Genomic DNA, 24116 nt, shown 5'->3' with positions numbered 1-24116 from the left:
TATCTGTTGATTTGTATTAAAATCAACAGATAATTAATGAATGTATGTAACATTTTTCGTTAGAACAACTTTTATCCAATTACAATATTGACGATCTTCTTGGGGACGATAATCATTTTCTTGATCTCTTTCCCTTCCAGCCATTTGGTTGCGTCCGGGGCGGCTTTCACGGCGGTTTCTATCTCGGCGTTCGTGGCAGTTGCCGGCAGGGCAAGTTTGAAACGTACTTTGCCGTTGAAGGATACCGGGTACTCGAACTCGTCCTCCACGAGGAATTTCTCTTCCCATTGGGGGAACGATTCTTTCGTGATGCTTTGGGTATGTCCCAGCAGGCTCCACAATTCTTCCGCCATGTGCGGGGCAAAAGGAGCAAGTGCGATCACGAGCGGTTCGAGGATAGCCCGTTTGTTGCATTTCAAGGCGGTCAACTCGTTCGTGCAGATCATGAACGCGGGTACGGACGTGTTGAACGAGAAGTTCTCGATGTCGTATTCCACTTTCTTGATCGTTTTATGCAGTACTTTCAACTCTTCCTTGGTCGGGGCTTCATCGCTTACGCTGAAATCTTCGCCGACTTGGAACAAGCGCCAGAATTTACGCAGGAATTTGAATACCCCGTCGATACCTTGGGTATCCCACGGTTTGCTAAATTCCAGCGGTCCGAGGAACATCTCGTACAAGCGCAGCGTGTCGGCTCCGTATTCTTCGACGATCGTGTCGGGGTTCACCACGTTGAACATGGATTTGGACATCTTCTCGATCGCCCAGCCACAGATGTATTTCTCGTTTTCCAGGATAAATTCGGCATCGGCAAATTCCGGGCGCCAAGCTCGGAAAGCCTCCAGATCCAACACGTCGTTCTTGACAATGTTCACGTCCACGTGTAGTTCCGTGGTCTTGTATTGGTCTTTCAATCCCAGGGAAACAAAAGTATTCGTGCCTTGTATCCGGTACACGAAGTTTGAACGTCCCTGGATCATCCCCTGGTTGATCAGTTTCTTGAAAGGCTCTTCCTCGCTAGCCACGCCGATGTCATGAAGGAACATATTCCAAAAACGGGAATAGATCAAGTGACCGGTGGCGTGCTCGGAACCTCCCAGGTAGAGATCCACGTTCTGCCAATAGTTGCAAATATCCTTGTCCACCAACGCCTTGTCGTTGTGCGGGTCCATGTAACGCAAGAAGTACGCCGAGGAACCTGCAAAACCGGGCATCGTGTTCAATTCCAACGGGTAACCGTCCTCTGTCTTCCAGTTTTTAGCACGACCGAGAGGCGGTTCTCCCGTTTCGGTCGGCAAGTATTTGTCGATTTCCGGTAATTCCAACGGCAATTTTGACTCGTCGAGCATATAAGGCAGGTTATCCTTGTAGTACACCGGGAACGGTTCGCCCCAGTAACGCTGGCGGCTGAAAATGGCATCCCTCAGGCGGTAATTGATTTTGCTTTTCCCGATGCCTCTTTTTTCCACCTCTTGCGCGATATAGGCGATAGCCTCTTTTACTTCCATGCCGTTGATGATGCCGCTGTTAATTAGCTTGCCGACTTTCGCGTCATACGATCCTTCGGACATATCGTGTCCCTCCCCGTCGTCGATGACGGGAACGATCGGCAGGTTGAAATGTCGCGCGAAAGCGTAGTCGCGGCTGTCGTGTCCCGGTACTGCCATGATAGCCCCCGTTCCGTAACCGGACAGGACGTATTCACTGATCCATACCGGGATCGCTTCGTTCGTGAACGGGTTGATGGCGTATGATCCGGTAAACACTCCCGTTACTTTTTTCACTTCCGTCTGGCGTTCCCGTTCCGTGCGTTTGGACACGTAATCGAGGTATTCGGCAACGGCATCCGCTTGTTCCGCCATTGTCAACGGTTTCACGTAATCTGACTCGGGAGCCAGTACCATGAAAGAAACCCCGAAGATGGTATCCGGGCGGGTGGTGAAGATTTCCAGTTTCACGTCAGAGTCCTTCACGTCGAAAACGATGTCGGCTCCTTGCGAGCGACCGATCCAGTTGCGTTGCACGTCTTTCAGCGAGTCCGACCAGTTCAGTTGCTCCAGCCCGTCCAGCAATCTCTGGGCGTAAGCGGAAACCCGGAGCGACCATTGGCGCATTTTCTTTTGCACTACGGGATAGCCTCCCCGTTCGGACAGCCCGTCTTTCACCTCGTCATTGGCGAGTACAGTTCCCAGTTCCGGGCACCAGTTCACCATCGTGTCCGCCAAGTAAGCGATTCGGTAATTTAGTAATATCTCTTGTTGTTCCTTTTCAGATTTGGATTTCCACTCCTCTGCCGTGAAATGCAGTTCTTCGCCGCAAGCCACGTTCAGCCCTTCCGTGCCGGTCGTTTCAAATGCTTTTACCAGCTCGCCGATCGGCATCGCTTTTTGTTCGTCATTGCAGAAGAAGCTATTGAACATCTGAATGAAAGTCCATTGCGTCCACTTGTAATATCCCGGGTCGCAGGTACGGATTTCTCTGTCCCAATCGTACGAGAACCCGATCTTATCCATTTGCTCCCGGTAACGGTTGATGTTCCGCTCCGTCGTGATTGCGGGGTGTTGCCCCGTCTGTATGGCGTATTGTTCAGCCGGCAGGCCGTAGGCGTCGTATCCCATGGGATGCAACACGTTGAAACCTTTCAAATGCTTGTAGCGGGAATATATATCGGAAGCGATGTAGCCTAGCGGGTGTCCCACGTGTAGCCCTGCCCCGGAGGGATAAGGGAACATATCCAGCACGTAGTATTTGGGTTTGGAAGGATCCATTTCAACCCGGTAAGTTTTGTTCTCTTGCCAGTAGCTTTGCCACTTTTTCTCGACTTCCTTGAAATTGTATTCCATGTTATTCCTTATTTTAGTTCTCGTAATGAACGGCAAAGATATAAAAAAATTGCGCTATTTTATCATTCAAATAGATAGGCGAATTTTTCAGAGAGTATCATATCGTGATTAGGTGAAGTCTATAATCAATTACGGAATATTCCCGTTTTAATTCCGGTATATTAGTGTAAAATGAGCTATTGATATTTTGTAGATTCGCTGTAGCAACGCTGTATATGTACAGCGTTGCTACAGCGAATCTACAGGGAATCTACAGCGTTTCTCACGGAATTGAACCGGAAGTAAACCTTGATTGAAATGGTATTCTTGCTTGTTCTCGGTAGTACTTGGACGATACCCGATATAGATGACAGGAAGTACGTTTTTTCATCATTTTTAGGGATTGTATGGGGGTGATCGCCGTTCTAATTTTGTGGCGTTAAATAGTCTGTTAAACTAAAATTTTAAATATAATGAAAAAGATGAATCAGTTTATTGCGTGGGGGCTGATGGTTTGTGCGGTTTGTTTTACGGCTTGTTCTGATGATGACAATGGTGATTCCTGGGACGGAAATTCTGTTGTGGTGAATGCAGCTGCTTATGAGTCATGGACTTATTTTGATTTTGAAACGGGTATGTCGAAGACATTGAACGTGAAATCACAGGAAGGTGGAGTTGCCGGGATGTATGAGGGAGATTTGGTGATTCCCAGAGTGGGAACGACGGAGAACGTGAAAGTAATTATTTCAACGGTTTCTAAAGATACGGTGTTAATTTCCATGGATACGATAGAACTTGCTATGAGTGGTTCGTCCGCATCGAAATTTGTTTTTTCTGCGAAAGCGAAAGTGGAAGAAGGAAGTGCCCAGTGGGTGTTGACAGGAGCGCCGACAGAGATCGAAAGTGGGGGCGTTATATTGGAAAATGTGTCTTTTAGTGGGACGATAGGAAAAGAAGAAGGTACGCAAGCGGTGCTTACGGTTAGTTTTCAACCGAAAGGAATGCCTTTTGCCCTCTCCGGGACTTATACGGCAACGGTTGGGGACAATAAGACCTACGTGTTGGATGGTGATGAGATTTCTTTTGACTGGGATATTGCGTTCCACAAATATGATATTAAGACCAATGGCGGGGCTGCCGTGAAGTTGAACACGACGGATCTGGTTTCCGTGACTGCGGCTTCAATTACCGGGATGGATTTTACGGTTGACACGGACGACCATCAAGTAATGGTGGATATGTCGAAGATGCAACAGGGGTTCGTGGGATATCAATCCACGAAGTTGAACGAGGTGTTGTGTGGCTGGGTGACAGCTACACCCACGGGTTCAATGCCCCCGTATACTTACGAATTGAATCGTAATGTGTTCGTGGTGAAGACGGCTGATGGGGAATATGCCAAGATCAGATTCACGGATTATTCTAACGATGACGATAAGACGGTTTATGCGGCTTTTGATTACGAATTTCCTCTAAAATAATTTTTGTTCATGATTCATTAACCGTAAGGGAGAAGTTGATCTTCCCTTACGGTTTTTGCCGTAAAGTGGAAATAGATGAAAAACGGATTATTATTATTGTTTTTGATGTTTTGGTCGTTGCCGTGTTTGTTCGCGGACGAGAATGCAAATGAGGCTCCTTCCGTTGAAGTGAAGGGAGTCGTGACGGACGAGAAAGGCGAACCATTGGCGGGAGCCTCCGTGTGGGTGAAGGGGACTGTCGTGGGGGCGGGAACGAATGCAAAGGGGGAGTTTTCATTAAAATTATCCTCGAAGAAGAAATGTGTATTGCGGGTTAGTTTCATGGGGTACACCCCGCGGGAACAGGAGGTGACGCCGGGAGTGGACAGTTTGTTCCGCTTCACGTTGAAGCCGACGGATAATTCTTTGAATGAGGTGGTAATCACGGGAACCCGCACGATGAAGCCGTTGAAGGATGTGCCCGTGCTTACTCGTGTGATCTCGCGAGAGGATATCGCGCAGATCAATCCATTGGATTTTCAGAGTTTATTGGAATACGAGATGCCGGGATTGCAATTCGGGTTGGCGCACGGTTCGGGTTTGCCGGAATTGAAATTTCAAGGATCTGCGGGGGGGTACGTGTTGTTCTTGATGGACGGGGAACGTATCGCCGGGGAAGGTTCCAGTAATAATATCGATTATACTTTAATCGATATGGATAATGTGGAGCGGATTGAGGTGGTGAAAGGTCCGATGTCTACTTTGTACGGTTCGCAGGCGATGGGCGGGGTGGTGAATATTATCACGAAGGATGCCAATCGTCCTTTCACGGGGAATGTATCCGCCCGTTACGGCACGAACGACGAGAGCAAGTATTCTTTATCCCTGGGGACAAAGCAGGGGAGGTTCTCGTCATTGACGTCGTTTTCTTATCGTACACGGGATGCCTACGCGCTGAAGGATAAAGAGGGACAAGTGGCGTACACGCATTACGTGGATTCGCATGGGCAGGATTCCGTGGTTACGGATACTTCGTCAACGGGAATAACGAGCGTGAAGGGATTCGAGATCTGGCAGGTGAACCAGAAGTTGAGTTTCACGTTTAACGAGCAATTCCGGGTGTCGCTGAATGGTACTTATTATAATAATCACGTGCTTGAGTATAAGCAAGGTAAGGTGCAGGACGTGTTCTCTACCTATACTATTAACCCGCGGGTGTATTACGCTATCAGTGACGATCATATCTTGGATTTCTCGTACGTGACGGAGAATTACGAGAAGAAAGAAGATAATTCTAAAAGAGTGAAGAAGGTGTTCGGTGATTTGACGAATACCGTGCGGTTGAATTACACGGGGTATTTACACGAGAAACACACGTTGACCGCCGGTATCGAGGTGAACACGCAAAATTTGCAACATTACTGGTTTGATAATGGGTCGGGCAAGAAGTTCGATGCCCAGACGTACGTGATGTATTTGCAGGAAGATTTCAGGGTGAGCGATAAGTTCAGTATCCTGGCGGGAGTGCGTGGGGATTACCATTCAAAATATGATTTCCATGCCAGCCCGAAGATTTCCCTGATGTATAAGTTCGGGGTGTTGGCAGCCCGGGGTGGTTACGGGATGGGATTCCGTATACCCTCGTTGAAAGAGTTGTATAGCGAGTATGATATGGGGGGTAACGGTTGGTTTATGATTCTTGGTAACGAGGATTTGGAACCGGAAATCAGCCACCAGGGTACGTTATCCCTGGAGGTGACAAAGGGGATTTTTAACGGTTCCGTGTCGGGGTATTATACCCGGTATTTTGACGAAATCGCCTTGGGGACGGCTCCTGACGGGGAAAATCAACAGTATTATAATGCGGACGATGCGACACGGACGGGTGTGGACGTGATGGCGCAATTCCGTTTCAAGAACGGGTTGATGTTGAAAGGAGCTTACGCGTATATTGATGCGCATTCCGAGGTGGATGGTTATAACACAGCGAGCGACCGCCCGCATAGCGTGACGTTCACGGCGAATTACTCCAAGACGTTCGGGAAGGTCACTTTGTCGGCGGCGGTGAACGGGCGGTGGATGTCGTCGGTGGAAACGTGGTACAAGAATAGCGCGGGAGGTTACGTGCGGAATAAGTATGACGGTCGGACGTTCTGCACGTTGAATCTCGGGGCTCGTTTCCCGAGGGGAATACGTTTTACCGCGGGTGTTGACAACTTGTTTGATTTCAGGGATAAGAACGTGACGGCAGATCAGTCGGTGACCCCGCAACGGGGAATCGGAGTGATCGGGACGTTGTCCGTGAATTTGGCGGATGTATTTAAATTATAATCGATAAAAAAAGAAGACTGATGAAAAAGAAATGGCTTGCGTTAGGTTGTCTTTTGATCGTGATCTTGTTGGGTGTGTGGGGGTATAATACATGGTTCGGAACCACCAGGATCGCGTTCGTGAATTTCCAAACGATGACGATGGGAGGCATCGCGAAGGCGAATGACAACTCGTTTATTAAATTGCAGGAAGTTCCTGTGGAGGAATTGGGACGGTTGTCCGGTTTCGATATGGTGTTCGTGAACGGGATGGGGTTGCGCGTCGTGGAGGAGCAGCGGCAGCAGATACAAAGGGCAGCGGACAAGGGTGTTCCGGTGTACACGTCGATGGCAACGAACCCGGCGAATAATATATGCACGATCGATTCGGTCGATCAAGTGGCTATACGGGTTTACTTGGGTAGCGGGGGAAGACGGAATTACCGGAATATGTTGAATTATATCCGGAAGAATATCGACAGGAAGAAGATGTCGGTTGACGAACCGGAGGCACCGATCGAGAGGGCTTCGGATATCCTGTATCATGCTGATGTGGATAAGCCCGGGGATGAACTGGATTTCGTGTCTGTCGGGGAGTACGAGGGATATTTGAAAAGCAGGAAGTTGTACAAGGAGGGTGCGAAGAAGATCGTGGTGACGGGGCAGATGGCTGATGCCACGGGATTGATCGATACGTTGGAACGGGTGGGGTATAATGTTTACCCGATCCTGTCGCTCCGGCGTTTGCTTGATTTCGTGCGGGAGATCAGTCCGGATGCTATTATCAATATGGCGCACGGTCGGCTGGGCGATGGTATGGTGGACTATTTGAAGGAACGTGATATTTTGCTGTTTTCGCCACTGACTGTGAATGGTTTGGTGGAGGAATGGGAACGTGACCCGATGGGGATGTCCGGTGGTTTTATGTCCCAGAGTATCGTGACCCCGGAGATAGACGGGGCTATCCGCACGTCGGCTCTTTTTGCACAATATCAGGATGAGGAAGGGTTGCGGCATTCCTTCGCGGTGCCTTCCCGTCTGAAGACATACGTGGAGAATATACAAAGGACGCTCGCGCTGAAGGAGAAGCCGAATAGCGAGAAACGGGTGGTGATTTATTACTACAAGGGTCCGGGACAGAGCGCCATGAGCGCGGCGGGGATGGAAGTTGTGCCCTCGTTGTATAATCTGTTGAAGAAGATGAAGGAGGAGGGCTACCGGGTGGATGGCCTTCCGGCGAGTTCCAAGGAGTTGGAGAAGATCATTATGGCGGAAGGAGCCGTGTACGGGACTTACGCGGACGGCGCGGTAGATCGCTTTTTGAAGGAGAGCCACCCTTTGTTGGTGTCCAAGGAAGAGTACGAGAGTTGGGTGAAGCAGGGGTTGCGCCCGGAGAAGTATGCCGAGGTGGTTGCCGCTTTCGGGGAGTTCCCGGGGGAGTACATGAGCACTGCCGACGGTAAACTGGGAATATCCCGGATTCAATTCGGCAACGTGGTGATTATGCCGCAACCCGCGGCGGGCGGTGGTGACAATGCTTTCCAGATCGTGCACGGGACGGACGAGGCGCCTCCGCACGTTTATGTTGCCGCTTACTTGTGGATGCAGTACGGTTTCAAGGCGGATGCCATGATTCATTTCGGCACGCACGGGAGTTTGGAGTTTACGCCCAAGAAGCAGGCGGCGTTGTGCGATTTGGATTGGGCGGATCGACTGGTGGGCAGCGTACCTCACTTCTACATCTATTCCATTGGCGACGTGGGCGAGGGCATGATAGCCAAACGCCGGGGATACGGGGTGTTGCAGTCCTATTTGACTCCGCCGTTTATGGAGAGTAACGTGCGGGGTATTTACCGGAATCTGACGGAAAAGATAAAGATATATAACCAGAAGTTGTACCCGGAGAAGGGGGATACCAACCAGGAGGAGGTGGAGAAGGCTTCGCTGGCGGTGAAGGAGTTGGCGGTTTCGCTGGGAATGCACCGGGAGTTGGGGTTGGATAGCGTGTTGACGGTGCCTTACACGGAAGAGGAACTTTTGAAGATAGAGAATTTTGCCGACGAGTTGGCGGCAGAGAAGATCACCGGGCAGTTGTACACGATGGGTGTCCCTTACGAGGCAGCCCGGATTGAGTCGTCCGTCTACTCGATGGCGACAGACCCGATTGCTTACGGGTTGTACGGGTTGGATCGGTTGCGGGGAAAGGCGGATGCCGGGGTGTTGAAGCGGAAGACTATTTTTACCGATCGTTATTTAGACCCGGCGAAGAGGCTGGTGGAAAGATTGTTGAACGGCAGGGAGAAGGCGGATGATGATTTTATTTGCCGTGTGGCGGGAATCACGAGAGAAGAATTGGCTCAAGCCCGTGAGATAGACGCAGACCGGAATGCCCCGAAGGGGATGATGGCTATGATGATGGCTGCTGCCACGAAACAACCGGCGGTGAGGACGGAGCAGAAGGAAGAGGGGATGTCGGGTATGATGAAAAATATGATGAAGCAGATGGGGAAGGGCAAGACGCCCGAGGAGATGATGAAGATGGCGGAAAAGATGGGAATGCCTAAGGAAGCGATCGAGAAGGTAAAAGCCTCGATGACGAAGTCGGGAGAGGAGAAGACGGATATGGGTGCGATGATGAAAGCGATGATGGGGAAGAAATCGAAAGAGTACTCGAAAGAAGAGGTGAATAAGGCTTTGGCGATCATGGAAGTGGAACGGACATTGAAAAACGTGACGAATTATAAGCGGGCATTACAGGAGAGTCCTGCCGCTGAGTTGCAGTCGTTGATCCATTCGCTGAATGGCGGATACACGGCTCCTTCGCCGGGAGGTGATCCTATCGTGAACCCGAATACGTTGCCGACGGGACGTAATCTTTTTGCCATTAACGCGGAGGAAACTCCGACGGAATCTGCCTGGGAGAAGGGGATGCAGTTGGCAAAGAGCACGATCGAGATGTACCGGAAGCGGCATGACGGGGAGTACCCGAAGAAGGTGAGTTACACGCTTTGGTCTGGTGAGTTTATCGAAACGGGAGGAGCCACGATTGCCCAAGTGCTGTATATGCTCGGGGTGGAGCCTGTGCGGGATGCTTTCGGGCGGGTGAGCGATTTGAAATTGATTCCTTCCGAGGAATTGGGACGCCCCCGTATCGATGCTATCGTGCAGACTTCCGGTCAGTTGCGTGATATTGCCGCTTCCCGCCTTTTCCTTGTGAACCGGGCGGTGGAGATGGCTGCTGCTGCTAAAGACGACAAGTACGAGAATCAGGTGGCAGCCGGTGTGCTGGAAGCGGAAAAGACATTGATTGATAAGGGTATTTCGCCGAAGGATGCCCGGGAGATTTCGACATTCCGGGTGTTCGGGGGTGCGAATGGCGGTTACGGGACGGGTATCACGGGGATGGTGGATGCCGGCGACCGCTGGGAGGACGAGTCGGAGATTGCTGCGACTTACCTGAATAACATGGGCGCATATTACGGTAGCGAGAAGAATTGGGAGAAGTTCCAGCAGTTTGCTTTCGAGGCGGCGCTGACCCGTACGGACGTGGTGGTTCAGCCCCGGCAGAGCAACACGTGGGGGGCGTTGAGCCTGGATCACGTGTTCGAGTTTATGGGCGGATTGAACCTGACGGTGCGGAACGTGACGGGGAAAGACCCGGATGCTTATCTCAGTGACTATCGCAACCGGAATAATAATAGGATGCAGGAGGTGAAGGAGGCTATTGGCGTGGAGTCGAGAACCACGATTTTCAATCCCTCTTATATTAAAGAGAAGATGAAGGGGGAGGTTACTTCTGCCGCCGGGTTTGCCGAGATCGTGCGTAATACTTACGGGTGGAACGTGATGAAACCTTCGGTGATCGACAACGAGATGTGGGATGAGATTTATAACGTGTACGTGAAGGATAAATTTAACCTTGGGGTACAGGATTTCTTTGAAAAACAGAGTCCCGCTGCCTTGCAGGAGATGACGGCGGTGATGATGGAAACTGCACGAAAGGGGATGTGGAAGGCGACCGACCAGCAATTGGCTGATTTGTCGAAGTTGCACACCGACTTGATTAAGAAATATAAACCGGCGTGTTCCGGGTTCGTTTGTGACAATGCCAAATTGCGTGATTTTATTGCTTCCAAGGCGACTCCCGAAGCGGCGAAAGAGTACCGGAATAGTATTCAGGAGGTGCGGGAAGTGGCAACGGATCAATCCCAAGGAGTGGTGATGAAGAAAGACGAGATTACCTCGGAAACACGGAAACGCACGAACGAGGTGAACACGCCGTGGGTTGTGGCAGGGGTGATTGTCGTATTGGTAGGTTTGGCTGTTCTGATGCGGAAAAGACGTAAAAGCAGGATGTAATCATGGATACGATCGTTTGGATTCTGATTTTATTGACGGCATTTAATTTTTTGTTGAAACAGACTTTCTGGAAACCGGTAGCGATGTGTGTCGCTACCGGTATAGCCGCCGTTTTCGTGTTGCTGACGTGGCATTATGCTATTGAACAGTCGAAGACGCAGATCGCGGATTGGTTGTCCAATAACCAGTTGATGTTGGATACCTCCGTGATTTTAACGCTCGAGTTGTCTTTGCAGATGGCTTTTTGCCTGTTGTCGGTTCACGTGGCGAATTTTTCCCCGGTGAAAAGGCGTATGATGTGGGCTTACCGGGTGTTATACTGGTTCCCGGGGGTCTTGATACTGCCGGTTTTGTTTTTCGGGTTGACGCAGTCGATATTTACTTTTCCAGGGGTGTCGTTTGAGTTGATCGCCTGGTTGTTTGCCGCTTTTGTCGCGGTGCTTATTCCATTGGGACGCTGGTTGATCAAATGCTTGTTGCCGGAGTCGGAGTTGCGACTGGAATTATTTTTCCTGACCAATGTTTTGGCGGCTGTTTTGGGGATTATTGCTACCGTGAACGGGCGTACTGCCGTGGACGGGACGACACGGGTGGATTGGTCGGCATTGTCCGGGTGCGTCGGACTTTTCGTGGCGGGAGCTATCGTGGGATGGATGGTGTATGTAATGAAAAGAAAACTAACTTTTAAATTGAGAAGATAATGAATGCGATTTCTGATATTATGTTTTGGATTTCAACAGGGTTGTTGGTACCTGTTATCGTGTTGTTGATTTTGTTGTTTTTCCGCTCACTCCTACTGGTGGGGAGTTTTTTCGGGCAATATGTTTCTATCCGTAAGACGGACAAGCTAATCCGGGAGCAAATGGAAACGTTGCACGTGGATAATATTGATAGTTTCGGGACGAAGTTGCCGGAAAAGAGCAATTCTTTGGTGGTGATGTTTATGAAACGGATATTGGCGGAACAGGGAAACAAGGCTCAGGTGCAACGGTTGCTGGCTAATTTCGAGATCGCTGCCGACAAGGATTTGGCGACTTCCAAGACCTTGACGAAGTTGGGGCCTATTCTTGGGTTGATGGGAACTTTGATCCCGATGGGTCCGGCGCTGGTAGGGTTGTCGACGGGGGATATTGCCTCTATGGCTTACAATATGCAGGTGGCTTTTGCCACGACGGTGATCGGGTTGGTGGCGGGTGCGATCGGTTTTCTGACGCAACAGGTGAAGCAACGTTGGTATTTGCAGGACATGACGAATTTGGAGTGCCTGGTAGAGGTGTTGAATGAAAAAAACGAGAGGAAATGAAACGGAATTTGTTGAAAAAGGAAGAGGATAATGACCCGATCAGTGCGGTGTCGAATCTTTTCGACGTGGCGATGGTGTTTGCCGTGGCATTGATGGTGGCGCTGGTGACGCGGTATAACATGACGGAGATGCTTTCGACGGAGGATTTCACGATGGTGAAGAATCCGGGGAAGGAGAATATGGAGATTATCACGAAAGAGGGAGAAAAGATCAATCGTTATACACCGTCGGAAAATCAGGAGCAATCGGGGAAGAGGGGAAAGAAAGTGGGTATTGCTTATGAACTTGAAAATGGCGAAATTATTTATGTTCCGGAATAGAAACGGAGCGTAAAGTATGCTATATTTGTCGTGGATTTTAAAAACAAGTGTCTGTGTCCACGAGTGTAGTTTTAATGGTATTGCTGGCTTATTTCCTGTTGTTGATCCTGGTTGGCTTCGTGACAACCAGAAAAGCGAATGGTGAAATGTTTTTTACCGCGAACCGAAATTCGCCCTGGTATCTGGTGGCTTTCGGGATGATCGGTACTACGCTTTCCGGGGTGACTTTTATATCCATCCCCGGGGAGGTCGGCAATACTCACTGGACGTATTTGGCGCTGGTGGCGGGAAATTGCGTGGGGTATATCGTGATCGCGCTGGTGCTTTTGCCGTTGTATTACAAGCAGAATCTGGTTTCCATTTATTCATGGCTGGGTTCCCGTTTCGGGGAGAAAGCCCGGTTGACGGGTTCTTTTTTCTTTATCGTGTCGCAGTTGGTGGGGGCTTCGTTCCGTTTGTTTTTGGTGGTGGGCGTGTTGCAGTTGGCTTTTTTTGATGCCGTGGGGGTTCCTTTTCCCGTGACGGTGTTTGTCACGATTGCTTTCGTGTGGATTTATACCGTGCGGGGAGGTATCAAGACGATCGTGTGGACGGATGCTTTGCAGACGGTATGTATCCTGATATCCGTGGGGCTGACGATTGCCGTGGTGAATGAAGCGTTGGATTTCAATTTTTCTTCGGCAGTGGCGGCGGTGAAGGAGAGCCCTCTCTCCCGGATGTTCGATTTTGACTGGCGTTCCGGGCAAAACACGGTGAAACAGTTCTTGGCGGGAATCGCGATAACCGTGAGCTTGAACGGTCTGGATCAGAATATGATGCAAAAGAACTTGACTTGCCGTTCGCTGCGGGATTGCAAGACGAATATGTTTACTTTTTCGTTTTTCTTTCTGGTGACCAATGTGCTGTTTCTTATGCTGGGGGCTTTGTTGTATATATATGCCGAACGGGAAGGTATCGTGTTGCCCGGGAAGTCGGATGACGTGTTCCCGTTCCTGTCGTTGAATTATTTCGGAACGACGGCGGGGATATTCTTTTTGCTGGGGATCACGGCGGCGGCTTATTCATCTGTCGATTCTTCGTTGACTTCGTTGACGACTTCTTTTTGCATCGACTTTTTGAAGGTTGATCCCCGGAATAAGCGGGATAAGCGGAAACGCATGGGGGTGCATTTGGTGTTCTCTTTGTTGATGGTTTTTGTCGTGGTGCTTTTCCGGGAGTTGAATAATTCCAGTGTGATTTCGGCTCTTTTTAAAGCCGTGGGGTACACGTATGGTCCGTTGCTGGGGCTTTTTACTTTTGGTCTGACGACCCGTTACCAAGTGCGGGAGAAATATATTCCTCTCGTGTGCTTGCTTTCCCCGGTGGTGGCATACGTGATTAATTGTTATTCGGAGGAACTTCTTTTCGGTTACAGGTTCGGTTTCGAGATTCTGTTGTTTAACGGGGCGCTTTGCTATCTCGGGTTATTGTTTATCCGGGAAAGACGTCAAATGAATCGAGAGAAGTCTGTAGGGGGTATTTATTAATGGTATGGTGGAACTTCAATGAATAGTACTCTTGATTTTTCGGTGGCTCTAAATTCAACTTCTTCCGTGTCGTACACGCCGACTCCGTCCCGGCGTTTGAGTTCCAAGTCTTTTATCGTGATCCCCCCCTCGATGATGAAGATATAAACACCCAGGCTATCTTTTGATTTCATTTTGTAGCTTTGAAGCACGTTTTTATCCAGATCACCAATGGAGAACCAGGCTTGCTGGTAAATCCATAATCCTTTGCCGTTTCCGGGGTAAGGGGATACAATCTCACTGATTTCGTTACGTTGCACGAGATCGGAAATCACGGCATTCTCGTAACGGGGCGGGACATTCTTTTTGTTCGGGAATACCCATATCTGCAAAAATTCGGTAGGACGGTCGTCATTCCGGTTATATTCACTATGCATGATGCCTGTTCCGGCACTCATGACTTGGATTTCACCTTCCTGGATAGTATCCTTATGCCCGAGACTATCTTGGTGTTCCAGGTCGCCTTTTAGCGGAATGGAGATTACTTCCATGTTCTGGTGCGGGTGTAAGTCGAATCCCGTGCCTCCGTCGATTCGGTCATCATTGAGAACCCGTAAGGCACCGAAATTAATACGTTGCGGGTTGTAGTAGTCCGCGAAACTGAATGTATGATGGGTCTTTAGCCACCCGTGGTCGAAGAATCCCCGGCTCTCTGCTTTATGTAATATTGTTTTCATAACCTTTCATTTTTGATATATAAATGTTATACGAGAGATTTTAAGAAAGGTTATAAAAATAAAAATGGCGCATGATTTTCGTGCGCCATTTTATATTATCTTATGCAATAAAATTACATGAGGAAGTGATCGCTGATTGATTTGTGCTCGTAGATGTTGCGAATGGTATCGGCGAACATTGGGGCAACGGGTAACACCTTGATTTTTGAGCATTCTTGTTTTTGCGGAATGGAATCCGTGAAGATTACTTCCGTTAGTTTTGATTTCTCGATGTTCTCGTATGCTTTTCCTGAAAGTACGGCATGGGTGGCGACTGCACGCACGCTGGCAGCTCCTCTTTCGGCAAGCATGTCGGCAGCCTTACAGATTGTACCCGCGGTGTCAATCATGTCATCCACGATGATGATGTTTTTGCCTTCAACGTCCCCGATTACTTTCATGTCGGCAACTTCGTTGGCTCTGATGCGGGTTTTGTGACAGATGATCAAGCCTGAATCGAAGTATTTTGCCCATGAATTAGCTCGTTTGGCACCGCCGATGTCAGGAGAGGCTATGGCGAAATCTCTTAATCCTAATGATTTGATGTAAGGGATTAATATCGTGGAGCCGTAAAGGTGGTCTACCGGGACATCGAAGAATCCTTGAATCTGGTCGGCGTGCAAGTCCATCGTGATGATACGGTCTACACCGGCAGCTTGCAACATGTTAGCAACAAGTTTAGCCCCGATAGCAACACGCGGTTTGTCTTTCCGGTCTTGACGGGCGAACCCAAAGTAAGGGATTACAGCAATTACCTTGTAAGCAGATGCTCTTTTGGCAGCATCGATCATCAGGAGTAATTCCATGAGGTTATCACTGGGCGGGAAGGTGGATTGCACGATAAACACATGTTCCCCTCTCACCGTTTCGTCGAAAGAGGTGACGAATTCTCCGTCACTAAATCTCGTAAACGTTTTTTTACCGAGTTCAAGCCCTAGAGAACTAGCGATGCTTGCAGCGATGTAATGGCTGTTTTCTCCGGCAAAAACTTTAATTTCGGGCAAATTTGACATATCTAATTGATTAGTTGAAACACCCCGCAAAAGTAGGAAATTAATCTTAGATAGAGAATTGAATATTGAAAAATATTTAATGGAAATGTAACAGGTGGCGGGCGATTTTGTGCCGATGGTTTGATCCGTTCGTTTGAAAGTATTATATTTACACGGCGAAAGAGTGTTTATTATTTATTAATCAATATATATTCAAGTAAATGGAACAAATCAAAAAGTACGTGGAAGAGAATAAGGAACGTTTCTTGAACGAGTTGTTCGAGTTGATCCGTATTCCTTCAATTTCTTCATTGTCAGAGCACAAACCGGATATGTATCGTTGCGCCGAGCAATGGACCAAGATCATGTTAGCCGCCGGGGCAGATCGAGCTGAAGTGTATGAAACAGATGGAAATCCTGTGGCATACGGGGAAAAGATCATTGATCCCGCTCTCCCGACGGTATTGGTTTACGGGCATATGGACGTGATGCCGGTTGACCCGATCGACTTGTGGAACACGAAGCCTTTTGAGCCGGTTGTGAAAGACGGTAAGATCTGGGCTCGTGGTGCTGACGATGATAAAGGACAAGCTTTCATGCACGCCAAGGCTTTCGAGTATCTTGTGAAGTCCGGGAAGTTGAATTGCAATGTGAAGTTTATGATCGAGGGGGAGGAAGAGATCGGTTCTCCGAATTTGCCGAAGTTCTGCAAGGAACATAAAGATATGTTGAAGGCTGACGTGATCTTGGTTTCCGATACCAGCATGATTGCGCCGGATGTGCCTTCTATCACGACAGGATTGAGAGGTTTGGCGTATTGGCAGGTGGAAGTGACCGGACCGAACGCTGATTTGCATTCCGGTATTTTCGGTGGAGCGGTGGCAAATCCGATTAACGTGTTGTGCAAGATGATTGCCGAAATGCAGGACGAGAAGGGGCATATCACGATCCCCGGTTTTTATGATGACGTGTTAGAAGTGACTGCCGAAGAACGTGCGAAAATGGCGAAAGCTCCTTTCAACTTGGAAAATTACAAGAAGTCGTTGGATATTAAAGAGGTGAAAGGCGAAGAAGGATTCACCACGAACGAGCGCACGGGTATTCGTCCGACGTTTGACGTTTGTGGAATCTGGGGCGGTTACACCGGAGAAGGTGCAAAAACCGTGTTGCCCTCGAAGGCGTATGCCAAGATCAGCTGTCGCCTGGTTCCGAACCAGAAACACGAGAAGATCGCTAAATTATTTAAAGAATACTTCGAGTCTATCGCTCCCGATTACGTGAAAGTGAAAGTAGATTACTTGCACGGGGGACCTTCTTACGTGTGCCCGATTGATCTTCCGGCTTACAAGGCTGCAGAAAAAGCATACGAGGAAGTGTACGGTAAACAACCCGTTCCGGTACGTTCCGGTGGAAGTATTCCAATCATTGCCACTTTCGAGGAAGTGTTGGGTATCAAATCCGTGTTGATGGGCTTCGGGTTAGGTGCTGACGCTATCCATTCGCCGAACGAGAATTACCCGTTGGAACAATTCTTCAACGGAATCACGACGATCCCGTTGTTCTACAAGTATTTCGGGGAGATTATGAAGAAATAAGAAATAGCCTGAAATTAGGTGTGAACCGTCCGAATTTTGTCGGACGGTTTTTTTAATTATAAAAATGGTATTTCAATATTTTGAAAAGAATCTTTAATAACGTATATTTATAGCAATAAAAATATTGTCGTGTATGTTTAAGAAAATGTTATTGTTAGCGGTGTTCTGTGTAGGAGGGATGGCATCCCTTAAGGCGCAGCAAAATTGGGGTATCCGGGGTGGATTGAATATGTCCACGCTTGATATGACGGAAGCTGTTTTCGTGGGAGGAAACAGCAACAAGTACAAAGAGGGCTTCCGGATTGGGTTTGTCGGGAACGTGGAGAACAAGAGAATGTTTTCGATACAGCCGGGATTGTATCTTTCGATGATTGGATCAAGATTTAAAGGGGAAATAAAAGGGGTGAAGACGACTGAGTCTGACCGATTATTCTATTTTCAGTTGCCGGTGTTGGGAAGCCTTAATTTTAAAATGAAGTCTGCCGGGAAGAAATGGCATCTGTATGCAGGTCCTTATGTGGCTTATTCTATAGGAGGTAAGGCGAAGTTTAAGGAGAAAGGTGCGAACGTGAAGGTGAGCCTGTTCACGGAAGGAGAAGACGGGGAACAGGGTACTCTAAAGAAATTTGATTGGGGGCTTACTTTCGGCACTGGTGTTACTATTAAAAGATTATTTGTGGGATTGTACTACGATTTAGGGATGATCAATATCGCGAACAAGAAGATTCTGGAAGGAGTTACTGCAAAAAATAGAAATTTCTCGTTGAATTTTGGGGTGAATTTTTAGCATTGATTTTGTCTTGTTGGTTAAGAATTGCGTAGTAGGGCTTGTTTGTATATTTCATTAATTCTTTCTTTGAGATTTAGTGGTTGAATAACTCGTAGAGATCGGCTTCTGGAAAGAAGTTCCATGACAAAATCGTTAGTGATGCGTAAGCGGAGGGTAATGGAAAATTCCTCGGAAGTGTCTTTGATGATTTGTTGCGAGTGGTGAAAAGGTTTGGTTTTGATATATTGACCGTCGAGAGAGTCAAATGATAGGGTTATGTTTTCGACGGGGAATTTCTCGTCGTTGATAATCCCGAAAGAATCCCGGAACGAGAGGTCGATGTTGATGTCGTTATTTCTTTTGAAAGTACGTGCGGTTATATTTAAGTTTGAGATGTAGTTTAAGCTGAATGTTTTAAAGATATTCGAACCGGATTCTTTCCCGATTAGATACCAGCGTCCCCGGCATTCTTTTACCGCGTATGGCTCCACTTCACGAGAGGTCATCAATTGTTCTCTAAATTTGTAGTAATTGAAGGTGATAACCCGCTTTTCTTTCATTGCTTGCACGAGAGGGTAAAGATGTTGGGTTCCGGAAGGATGATGGTGTTCCGGGAATACATATCGGGAGAGCCCGTTGTCCGCGTTCAAGGAGTTCAGGATCTCGAAAGATTCTAGAAAACGAGCAATTCCTTCCGGATCGTTTGCCTCGTCGTTATCGGGGATGTAGTATCCTTTCCTCCGGTTATCCCATTCTATGGCAAAACCAAGTTTGTCGCGTATTTCTTTTAAATCCCGTTTCAGGGTGCGAGTGGAGAAAGAGGTTGCTTCCGAGTCATGCAGAACGAGTTGTCGTGACACGTGCTGGATTAATTCTTTACTCGAGATGTAAGGATGTTCCTGTACTTTTCGGATGATATACAAGTATCGTCTAGTGTAATCGCTTTTTGCCATAATATGTCGTGTAAATCGGTTTAAAGATAATATTTTTTCGAGTGCGTGCCATACTCTGTCCCTGTTATCGTTTTTCTTTGTCCCGGATTAAAGTTCTTGCAACAACCCACGAACGTTGTTTAATTCGTGATAAAATTGTAAATTTGTTGCATCACTGGCATGAAAATGTCATGTGGTGGACATATTTCATATTGAAGCGTTTTGTTTGATTCTTGGTAAAGAAAGTCTGGTAAATTTTCAAATGCTGCAAGAACACAAACGAATGACGTTCATGCTTGCCGTATATGTACTTCATATATACCGGTTAAGCGTGGGTTGTTGTTTATTTGTAGCATTGGTTTACCAGAGCCACTTTACCGGATAAGCATACAGTTCCCACGCTTTTTTCGTGTATGAATTTTCCGTGTCGGGGACAGGCGGAGGTAATTTAAAAGTGAATAAGTTATGAAGTTACATGAAGCTATCGAGAAAGTTTTGAAAGATGAAAATCACCCAATGACGGCGGCTGAGATTACGAAGAAAATTAATAAACAAGGATTATACGCACGTGGGGATAAACAACCGCTTCCTGCTGGTCAGGTTTCGGCGAGAGTTAAAAAATACACGCATTTGTTCGAGATGAAAGATGAGTGCATTTGCTTATTTTGTTGTTAATTATGATGTTATATGGCTTTTGAAAGCATGATTGAAAATGAGAAATAATTGATATGGGAAAATATGTTATAGCGGTATTGATTGGGTTACTGATTGCCTTTATATATGGGGTGAATGAAACGATGATAAAAAAGAAAAGAGATAAGAAGCCTAAGTACGGAAAGGTATCCCTTCCCTATGAATATAGGGATAAAAGTTTGTCAGATTATGGAATAAAAATTCCCAAGGGAAAACTTTACACAGGAATATCAGTCGATGGCAATGATCCATATGATATAGAGGCTGCTATTGAGGATTTACAGAAGCAGATAAAAGAGTTGCAAAGTAAAAAGAAAAGTACTCGAAAACAATTACGTGAATTAAAGGAACAAGCTGAATTGGAAAAATATTTGGGATTATGATTACAGCGATTTGTATTATTGGTTTAGCGCTATTGATATTGGGTGCAGCAGCATCTAAACAACCAGAATTGATGACTCACGAGGAAATGGTTAAGAAGAATGAAGAAAGAGCTAACCGAGTAACTGGATGTTTGTTTTCTGTTATAGCCCTTCTCATGTTATTAGGGATTATAATATCTTTTTTTGATTAACAGGGGATATTTCTGGTAGAAATAGAGTAAAATAATAATAATTAAATAGGATATCGTATGGCAATAACAATTAATAATTTATTAAAAGAGGTAGGATTGAATCCTGCAAATTTGAAACGAGTGAAATGGGGTGAAAAATTTGCTTGTCAAGAAATAGGAATTTATATCGTTTCGACTTGTTGCGATTCGTCAAGAAATGAGAATCTTTATTCATCAGCCCCGATAGATGATAAGATGTTGGCTTTTTGGTTGAATAAAGTACCCGGCATGAAATTGGATGGTAATCGACCAAGCGTGCAAGAATTAAAACAACGCCTTGCCGATTTCTGGTTGCCGGAAGAGAATATCGTTTATATAGGGCAAACGGAGAACTCCTTGGCTAAACGGGTGGGTCAATATTATATGACTGAATTGGGTGATGCGAAGCCTCATGCGGGAGGGCATTGGCTTAAAACGCTGAAAATATTGAATGATTTGTGGGTATATTATTTGCCTTGCCCTTCCCCGAAAGAAGTAGAAGAAAAGCTTTTGGATTGTTTTTGGAGATTATCATCACAAAAAGAATCACCGAGTTTGTTGAATGAAAATCTCCTTCTTTGTTTTTCGAAAGAGAATTTAGTCCTTCCTTTTGCAAATTTGGAATTGACGAGAGGTAAGAGGAAGAAACACGGTATAACAGGTTCTACATTGAAATCATGATCACGGAACGTTTTACAGGAGAGGAGATATTAGAAGAGTTAAAGAGAGAAGAAAAAGAGGTCGTGACCTACTTTTTTAGGAATCAGAAAAAGATTATCCGATTTTTTTGCCATCGGACAATCTTTCCCGTGATGGTTTCTTTGGATTATCGTTCAAAAGGAGGTAATCAGTATTTGATCTTTTTGGAGTGTAAAGAAAGGCGATAGAGGAATGATCTTGGACATTTGCTTTATCATGTCGTTTGTATATATAATAATGGAGGTGTTTGTGCGGCTATTTTGGATACGGATTTTGATGGAGATGATAACCGGGTAAATCTAGATATTTTCTCGGCACACGTATTCTCTCGTTATCGTACACGTTTTTTGAAGGATGACAATATTTCGAATAAAGAGTTAATAAGAAGTTTTTTTATGCGGAATATAGGTATGGTTTGGCAGGAGGGGATAGCGGAAAATTATGTGGAAGGAAGTATTCAAGATGGGGTATTATTCGGGATTCAGCAAGAGAATATTTGTTTGATTAAAACATTTGTGACTTTTGAAATGCTATTTGAAAGTCAAAAAGAATTGAAAGGAGAGTTGTTGGAAAATTATCTTGATATGAAGACTACAATCGTGGATAAACAAGTTCAAAAAGAAAAAGTAACAGCTCCGGATGCGTTGGAAAAATATATCGAACGGTTAAAACGTATGGCAAAATGAATCAGGATTAAGTTATAAAGTTGTAATGTAATTAACGATTTGTAATTCTACAAGTTTTTGCAAGTGTGAAATATCTAAATGGCATAATGTTCGGAAAAATAGGTATATAAAATTGGAATGATATGGAAATAAAAGTGTGTTTTAATACAAAAGGAAGGTCGCAGAGAATGTCTGAGGCAATACAGATTGCAGAGAAATTGAAAGGACATCAAGAAGGTACTTTTATGATGGTAAGTTGTAAAGAATTTTCCAAAGAAGTTCAAGATCTATTGCAATTAGTAAAGTCGTGGAGTCGTACTGAAGTTGAGATTAATGGAAGAAAAATTAATGGAGAAGATTTTTGGTTAGCTTGGGAAGCTCTTTTGTGTAAAAGAAGTTGTAGAGGAACTTGTAAATTAGTTCAAGGTGATAACTGGTGGCAAGAGATAGTAAAGGCTTTGGGATTGAAGGGTGAGATTCCTGTGTATGATAGCGAGCTTGCTCCAGAATGTTGGTTTAAGCGCTGGGGAAGTGAAGCGTTGCTTGATATTTCAGAAAATGATTTTCGTATAGATGGAGATAAATTGGTAGAGGCGTATAAAAACAAATTTCAAATAATTGGTGTTGTGTGTCCGAAATACAAGGAGAGTTCTTATCTTGAGGAGATTAGAAAAATAGATAAAAATAGAGTATTTCAGTACAAGTACCAAAAGCCATATTGGGAAGAAGATAGTGAATTAGGATATAGTTTTACTCCTGGAGAAGAACTTTTTGATCAATTGGAAGAGAAACAAAGGGAAAGAATGCAAGAACTCGTGGTGTTAATTGCGGATGAGGTTGAAAAAAGATTGTTAAATGTATTAGAGAAATACAATATTAAAAATCGCTAAATCAGAGGAGAGAAGAGGAAAACAAAAATTAGTTTTATCGCTCATCGTTATAACTGCTTGTGTTGGTTTTGGCATATTTTTAGTTGTTTGGAATTTCTCGAGAGCTAATATTAGAGAAATATAATTTAGAAAATTGTAATCCTAAAGTGATTAGGTAACAAAGGGAAGAAATGGTTAAAAGGTTATGAGTTATGAAATTTAAATCTATCGAAGAATTAAAAAAAGAAGGGTTTATTGGTTTCGTGTCAATAAATGAGTTATGGAGAGATGCTTCTTGTATCTCGAGAGAGAAAGGTATTTATTTCGTGTTGTACGTGAATGACGGGATGCCGATTTTCTTGGAGAAGGGGTGCGGGGGATTGTTCAAGGGGAAAAATCCGAATGTTTCATTACGTGAATTACGAGAGAATTGGGTTGTTGATACTCCCGTGATTTATATTGGAAAGGCGGGAGGAAAAACATCCTTGGCAACCTTGTATAGGCGTTTGTCGCAGTACTTGAAGTTTGGGCAAGGGGAAAATGTTGGTCATTGGGGAGGTCGATACATTTGGCAAATAGAGAATGCTGGTGATTTGTTAATATGTTGGAAACCGGTAGAGGATCCGGAAGAAATGGAACGAGAATTGATACAATCATTTAAAAAAGAATATTCTGGTAAACGACCTTTTGCTAATTTGAGAGATTAATGAAACCGAGAGAATACGAATTGTTTGTTGGCGATTATTTTCGCCAACAAGGATATGAAATTGAAATAACTCCGGAAACGGGAGATTGGGGAGTAGATATTTTTGCACGGAAGAGTAATGAAAAAATTGCTATTCAAGTAAAAAATTATGGAGGGGGAACGAGAAAGATCAATCGACAAATGGTGATGGAGTTATGCGGTGCAAAAGAATATTTTGATTGCACGAGGGCGATAATGGTGACAAGTGGTGATGTGATGGATGATGCTGTAATGGTTGCACGAAAATTGGAAATTGATATTATTTATTTGGACGGGAAGGGAAATGAATCTGTTTCACGACAGAGGGATGTAGATGTTAATTCACAAGGACTTGATTTTGATACGATTTGGAGTAAATATATTATTCCTTTGGCAGGCAAAACGTTGAAGCGGGAAAATGGGAACGAAAATCAAATACTTGAAGTAGATTGGGGTGAAGTGAAAAGAATTACGTCTAATGGGAAAATAGGAAAAATTAAGATTGAGATTTTTAAGTATGCGGTAAATAAGATATTGAAGGAAGGTTTTGTAACGAGAGATGATATTAATCAAAATTACGCGGGGCGGGCTTCTTCCGGGGTGGTTTTAATCTTGTCGCAGGTTCCTTTTTTCGAGTTGATGAAGTGTCCGATGGGATTGCAGATGGTAAAATTGTGAAAATCTTTAGACATTTGTTTTGCGTGCAGGACAAAAAGTAAATTTGCGGCTTTG

General features: G+C 45.7%; 21 protein-coding genes. 17 read left to right on the top strand and 4 right to left on the bottom strand.

What is annotated here, in order from left to right; translation table 11 throughout:
• Nucleotides 1–71: 71 nt before the first annotated feature.
• A complete protein-coding gene (leuS, locus tag BN8899_RS08430) occupies nt 72–2843 on the bottom strand; it encodes a leucine--tRNA ligase (protein ID WP_065219081.1) in 2772 nt (923 codons plus the stop codon).
• Nucleotides 2844–3295: 452 nt separating this feature from the next.
• Between leuS and BN8899_RS08425 the strand changes: the two genes are divergently transcribed.
• The 7 genes from BN8899_RS08425 (at nt 3296) to BN8899_RS08395 (ending at nt 14099) form a co-directional block, all read left to right on the top strand.
• A complete protein-coding gene (locus tag BN8899_RS08425; RefSeq protein WP_018337986.1) occupies nt 3296–4303 on the top strand; it encodes an HmuY family protein in 1008 nt (335 codons plus the stop codon).
• 75 nt (nt 4304–4378) lie between these two features.
• On the top strand, nt 4379–6613 hold the full coding sequence (locus tag BN8899_RS08420; protein WP_065219080.1) for a TonB-dependent receptor: 2235 nt from the start codon (nt 4379–4381) through the stop codon (nt 6611–6613).
• A 17-nt stretch (nt 6614–6630) separates the two neighbouring features.
• Nucleotides 6631–10950, top strand: coding sequence for a cobaltochelatase subunit CobN (locus BN8899_RS08415; RefSeq protein WP_065219079.1), 4320 nt, complete (start codon nt 6631–6633; stop codon nt 10948–10950).
• A gap of 2 nt (nt 10951–10952) precedes the next feature.
• Nucleotides 10953–11651: a hypothetical protein gene (locus tag BN8899_RS08410; protein ID WP_065219078.1), complete on the top strand. Its 699-nt coding sequence runs from the start codon at nt 10953–10955 to the stop codon at nt 11649–11651.
• On the top strand, nt 11651–12253 hold the full coding sequence (locus tag BN8899_RS08405) for a MotA/TolQ/ExbB proton channel family protein (RefSeq protein WP_065219077.1): 603 nt from the start codon (nt 11651–11653) through the stop codon (nt 12251–12253). Before BN8899_RS08410 ends, BN8899_RS08405 begins: the two co-directional genes overlap by 1 nt.
• On the top strand, nt 12250–12573 hold the full coding sequence (locus tag BN8899_RS08400) for a DUF2149 domain-containing protein (protein WP_065219076.1): 324 nt from the start codon (nt 12250–12252) through the stop codon (nt 12571–12573). The genes BN8899_RS08405 and BN8899_RS08400 overlap by 4 nt, the downstream gene beginning before the upstream one ends.
• A 53-nt stretch (nt 12574–12626) precedes the next feature.
• The gene (locus BN8899_RS08395) at nt 12627–14099 is read left to right on the top strand and encodes a sodium:solute symporter (RefSeq protein WP_065219075.1); all 1473 of its coding nucleotides are present in this window, start codon (nt 12627–12629) and stop codon (nt 14097–14099) included.
• Here the strand turns inward: BN8899_RS08395 and BN8899_RS08390 are convergent.
• Entirely contained in the window at nt 14096–14815 is a 720-nt protein-coding gene (locus tag BN8899_RS08390; protein ID WP_018338001.1) for a pirin family protein, read from the bottom strand. The genes BN8899_RS08395 and BN8899_RS08390 overlap by 4 nt on opposite strands.
• Nucleotides 14816–14928: 113 nt before the next feature.
• Nucleotides 14929–15867: a ribose-phosphate pyrophosphokinase gene (locus tag BN8899_RS08385; RefSeq protein ID WP_018338002.1), complete on the bottom strand. Its 939-nt coding sequence runs from the start codon at nt 15865–15867 to the stop codon at nt 14929–14931.
• A 200-nt stretch (nt 15868–16067) separates the two neighbouring features.
• Here BN8899_RS08385 and BN8899_RS08380 point away from each other — a divergent pair, with 200 nt between their 5' ends.
• Nucleotides 16068–17441, top strand: a complete 1374-nt coding sequence (locus tag BN8899_RS08380) for a dipeptidase (protein ID WP_018338003.1) — start codon at nt 16068–16070, stop codon at nt 17439–17441.
• A gap of 133 nt (nt 17442–17574) precedes the next feature.
• Nucleotides 17575–18228 carry a porin family protein gene (locus tag BN8899_RS08375; protein WP_018338004.1) on the top strand — a complete coding sequence of 218 codons (654 nt, stop codon included), beginning with the start codon at nt 17575–17577 and terminating at the stop codon, nt 18226–18228.
• A gap of 20 nt (nt 18229–18248) precedes the next feature.
• Here the strand turns inward: BN8899_RS08375 and BN8899_RS08370 are convergent, their stop codons facing one another.
• A complete protein-coding gene (locus BN8899_RS08370; RefSeq protein ID WP_065219074.1) occupies nt 18249–19163 on the bottom strand; it encodes a helix-turn-helix transcriptional regulator in 915 nt (304 codons plus the stop codon).
• Nucleotides 19164–19607: 444 nt separating this feature from the next.
• Between BN8899_RS08370 and BN8899_RS08365 the strand changes: the two genes are divergently transcribed.
• The 8 genes from BN8899_RS08365 to BN8899_RS08325 all read left to right on the top strand — a co-directional run bounded on the left by BN8899_RS08365 (nt 19608) and on the right by BN8899_RS08325 (nt 24062).
• Nucleotides 19608–19817: a winged helix-turn-helix domain-containing protein gene (locus tag BN8899_RS08365; RefSeq protein ID WP_065219073.1), complete on the top strand. Its 210-nt coding sequence runs from the start codon at nt 19608–19610 to the stop codon at nt 19815–19817.
• Between the two features lie 53 nt (nt 19818–19870).
• Nucleotides 19871–20218, top strand: coding sequence for a hypothetical protein (locus tag BN8899_RS08360; protein ID WP_065219072.1), 348 nt, complete (start codon nt 19871–19873; stop codon nt 20216–20218).
• Nucleotides 20215–20409, top strand: a complete 195-nt coding sequence (locus BN8899_RS08355; protein ID WP_065219071.1) for a hypothetical protein — start codon at nt 20215–20217, stop codon at nt 20407–20409. Before BN8899_RS08360 ends, BN8899_RS08355 begins: the two co-directional genes overlap by 4 nt.
• 57 nt (nt 20410–20466) lie before the next feature.
• Complete coding sequence (locus BN8899_RS08350; protein ID WP_065219070.1) at nt 20467–21108, top strand: hypothetical protein; 642 nt, start codon at nt 20467–20469, stop codon at nt 21106–21108.
• Between the two features lie 413 nt (nt 21109–21521).
• The gene (locus BN8899_RS20720; RefSeq protein WP_148375331.1) at nt 21522–21812 is read left to right on the top strand and encodes a hypothetical protein; all 291 of its coding nucleotides are present in this window, start codon (nt 21522–21524) and stop codon (nt 21810–21812) included.
• A 122-nt stretch (nt 21813–21934) separates the two neighbouring features.
• Complete coding sequence (locus BN8899_RS08335; protein ID WP_065219067.1) at nt 21935–22681, top strand: hypothetical protein; 747 nt, start codon at nt 21935–21937, stop codon at nt 22679–22681.
• A 191-nt stretch (nt 22682–22872) separates the two neighbouring features.
• Complete coding sequence (locus tag BN8899_RS08330; RefSeq protein WP_065219066.1) at nt 22873–23367, top strand: hypothetical protein; 495 nt, start codon at nt 22873–22875, stop codon at nt 23365–23367.
• Nucleotides 23367–24062, top strand: coding sequence for a restriction endonuclease (locus tag BN8899_RS08325; RefSeq protein ID WP_065219065.1), 696 nt, complete (start codon nt 23367–23369; stop codon nt 24060–24062). The genes BN8899_RS08330 and BN8899_RS08325 overlap by 1 nt, the downstream gene beginning before the upstream one ends.
• Nucleotides 24063–24116 lie beyond the last annotated feature (54 nt).

It is taken from the genome of Butyricimonas sp. Marseille-P2440 (genome assembly GCF_900091675.1).
Taxonomy (GTDB): domain Bacteria; phylum Bacteroidota; class Bacteroidia; order Bacteroidales; family Marinifilaceae; genus Butyricimonas; species Butyricimonas synergistica.
This window is presented reverse-complemented; position numbering and strand designations above follow the sequence as displayed.

Bases quoted from the DNA above. Each gene is read 5' to 3' on its own strand.
- leuS (WP_065219081.1), bottom strand. From the start codon at position 2,843: ATGGAATACAATTTCAAGGAAGTCGAGAAAAAGTGGCAAAGCTACTGG.
- BN8899_RS08425 (WP_018337986.1), top strand. From the start codon at position 3,296: ATGAAAAAGATGAATCAGTTTATTGCGTGGGGGCTGATGGTTTGTGCG.
- BN8899_RS08420 (WP_065219080.1), top strand. From the start codon at position 4,379: ATGAAAAACGGATTATTATTATTGTTTTTGATGTTTTGGTCGTTGCCG.
- BN8899_RS08410 (WP_065219078.1), top strand. From the start codon at position 10,953: ATGGATACGATCGTTTGGATTCTGATTTTATTGACGGCATTTAATTTT.
- BN8899_RS08405 (WP_065219077.1), top strand. From the start codon at position 11,651: ATGAATGCGATTTCTGATATTATGTTTTGGATTTCAACAGGGTTGTTG.
- BN8899_RS08400 (WP_065219076.1), top strand. From the start codon at position 12,250: ATGAAACGGAATTTGTTGAAAAAGGAAGAGGATAATGACCCGATCAGT.
- BN8899_RS08390 (WP_018338001.1), bottom strand. From the start codon at position 14,815: ATGAAAACAATATTACATAAAGCAGAGAGCCGGGGATTCTTCGACCAC.
- BN8899_RS08385 (WP_018338002.1), bottom strand. From the start codon at position 15,867: ATGTCAAATTTGCCCGAAATTAAAGTTTTTGCCGGAGAAAACAGCCAT.
- BN8899_RS08380 (WP_018338003.1), top strand. From the start codon at position 16,068: ATGGAACAAATCAAAAAGTACGTGGAAGAGAATAAGGAACGTTTCTTG.
- BN8899_RS08375 (WP_018338004.1), top strand. From the start codon at position 17,575: ATGTTTAAGAAAATGTTATTGTTAGCGGTGTTCTGTGTAGGAGGGATG.
- BN8899_RS08370 (WP_065219074.1), bottom strand. From the start codon at position 19,163: ATGGCAAAAAGCGATTACACTAGACGATACTTGTATATCATCCGAAAA.
- BN8899_RS08365 (WP_065219073.1), top strand. From the start codon at position 19,608: ATGAAGTTACATGAAGCTATCGAGAAAGTTTTGAAAGATGAAAATCAC.
- BN8899_RS08360 (WP_065219072.1), top strand. From the start codon at position 19,871: ATGGGAAAATATGTTATAGCGGTATTGATTGGGTTACTGATTGCCTTT.
- BN8899_RS08355 (WP_065219071.1), top strand. From the start codon at position 20,215: ATGATTACAGCGATTTGTATTATTGGTTTAGCGCTATTGATATTGGGT.
- BN8899_RS08350 (WP_065219070.1), top strand. From the start codon at position 20,467: ATGGCAATAACAATTAATAATTTATTAAAAGAGGTAGGATTGAATCCT.
- BN8899_RS20720 (WP_148375331.1), top strand. From the start codon at position 21,522: ATGCGGAATATAGGTATGGTTTGGCAGGAGGGGATAGCGGAAAATTAT.
- BN8899_RS08335 (WP_065219067.1), top strand. From the start codon at position 21,935: ATGGAAATAAAAGTGTGTTTTAATACAAAAGGAAGGTCGCAGAGAATG.
- BN8899_RS08330 (WP_065219066.1), top strand. From the start codon at position 22,873: ATGAAATTTAAATCTATCGAAGAATTAAAAAAAGAAGGGTTTATTGGT.
- BN8899_RS08325 (WP_065219065.1), top strand. From the start codon at position 23,367: ATGAAACCGAGAGAATACGAATTGTTTGTTGGCGATTATTTTCGCCAA.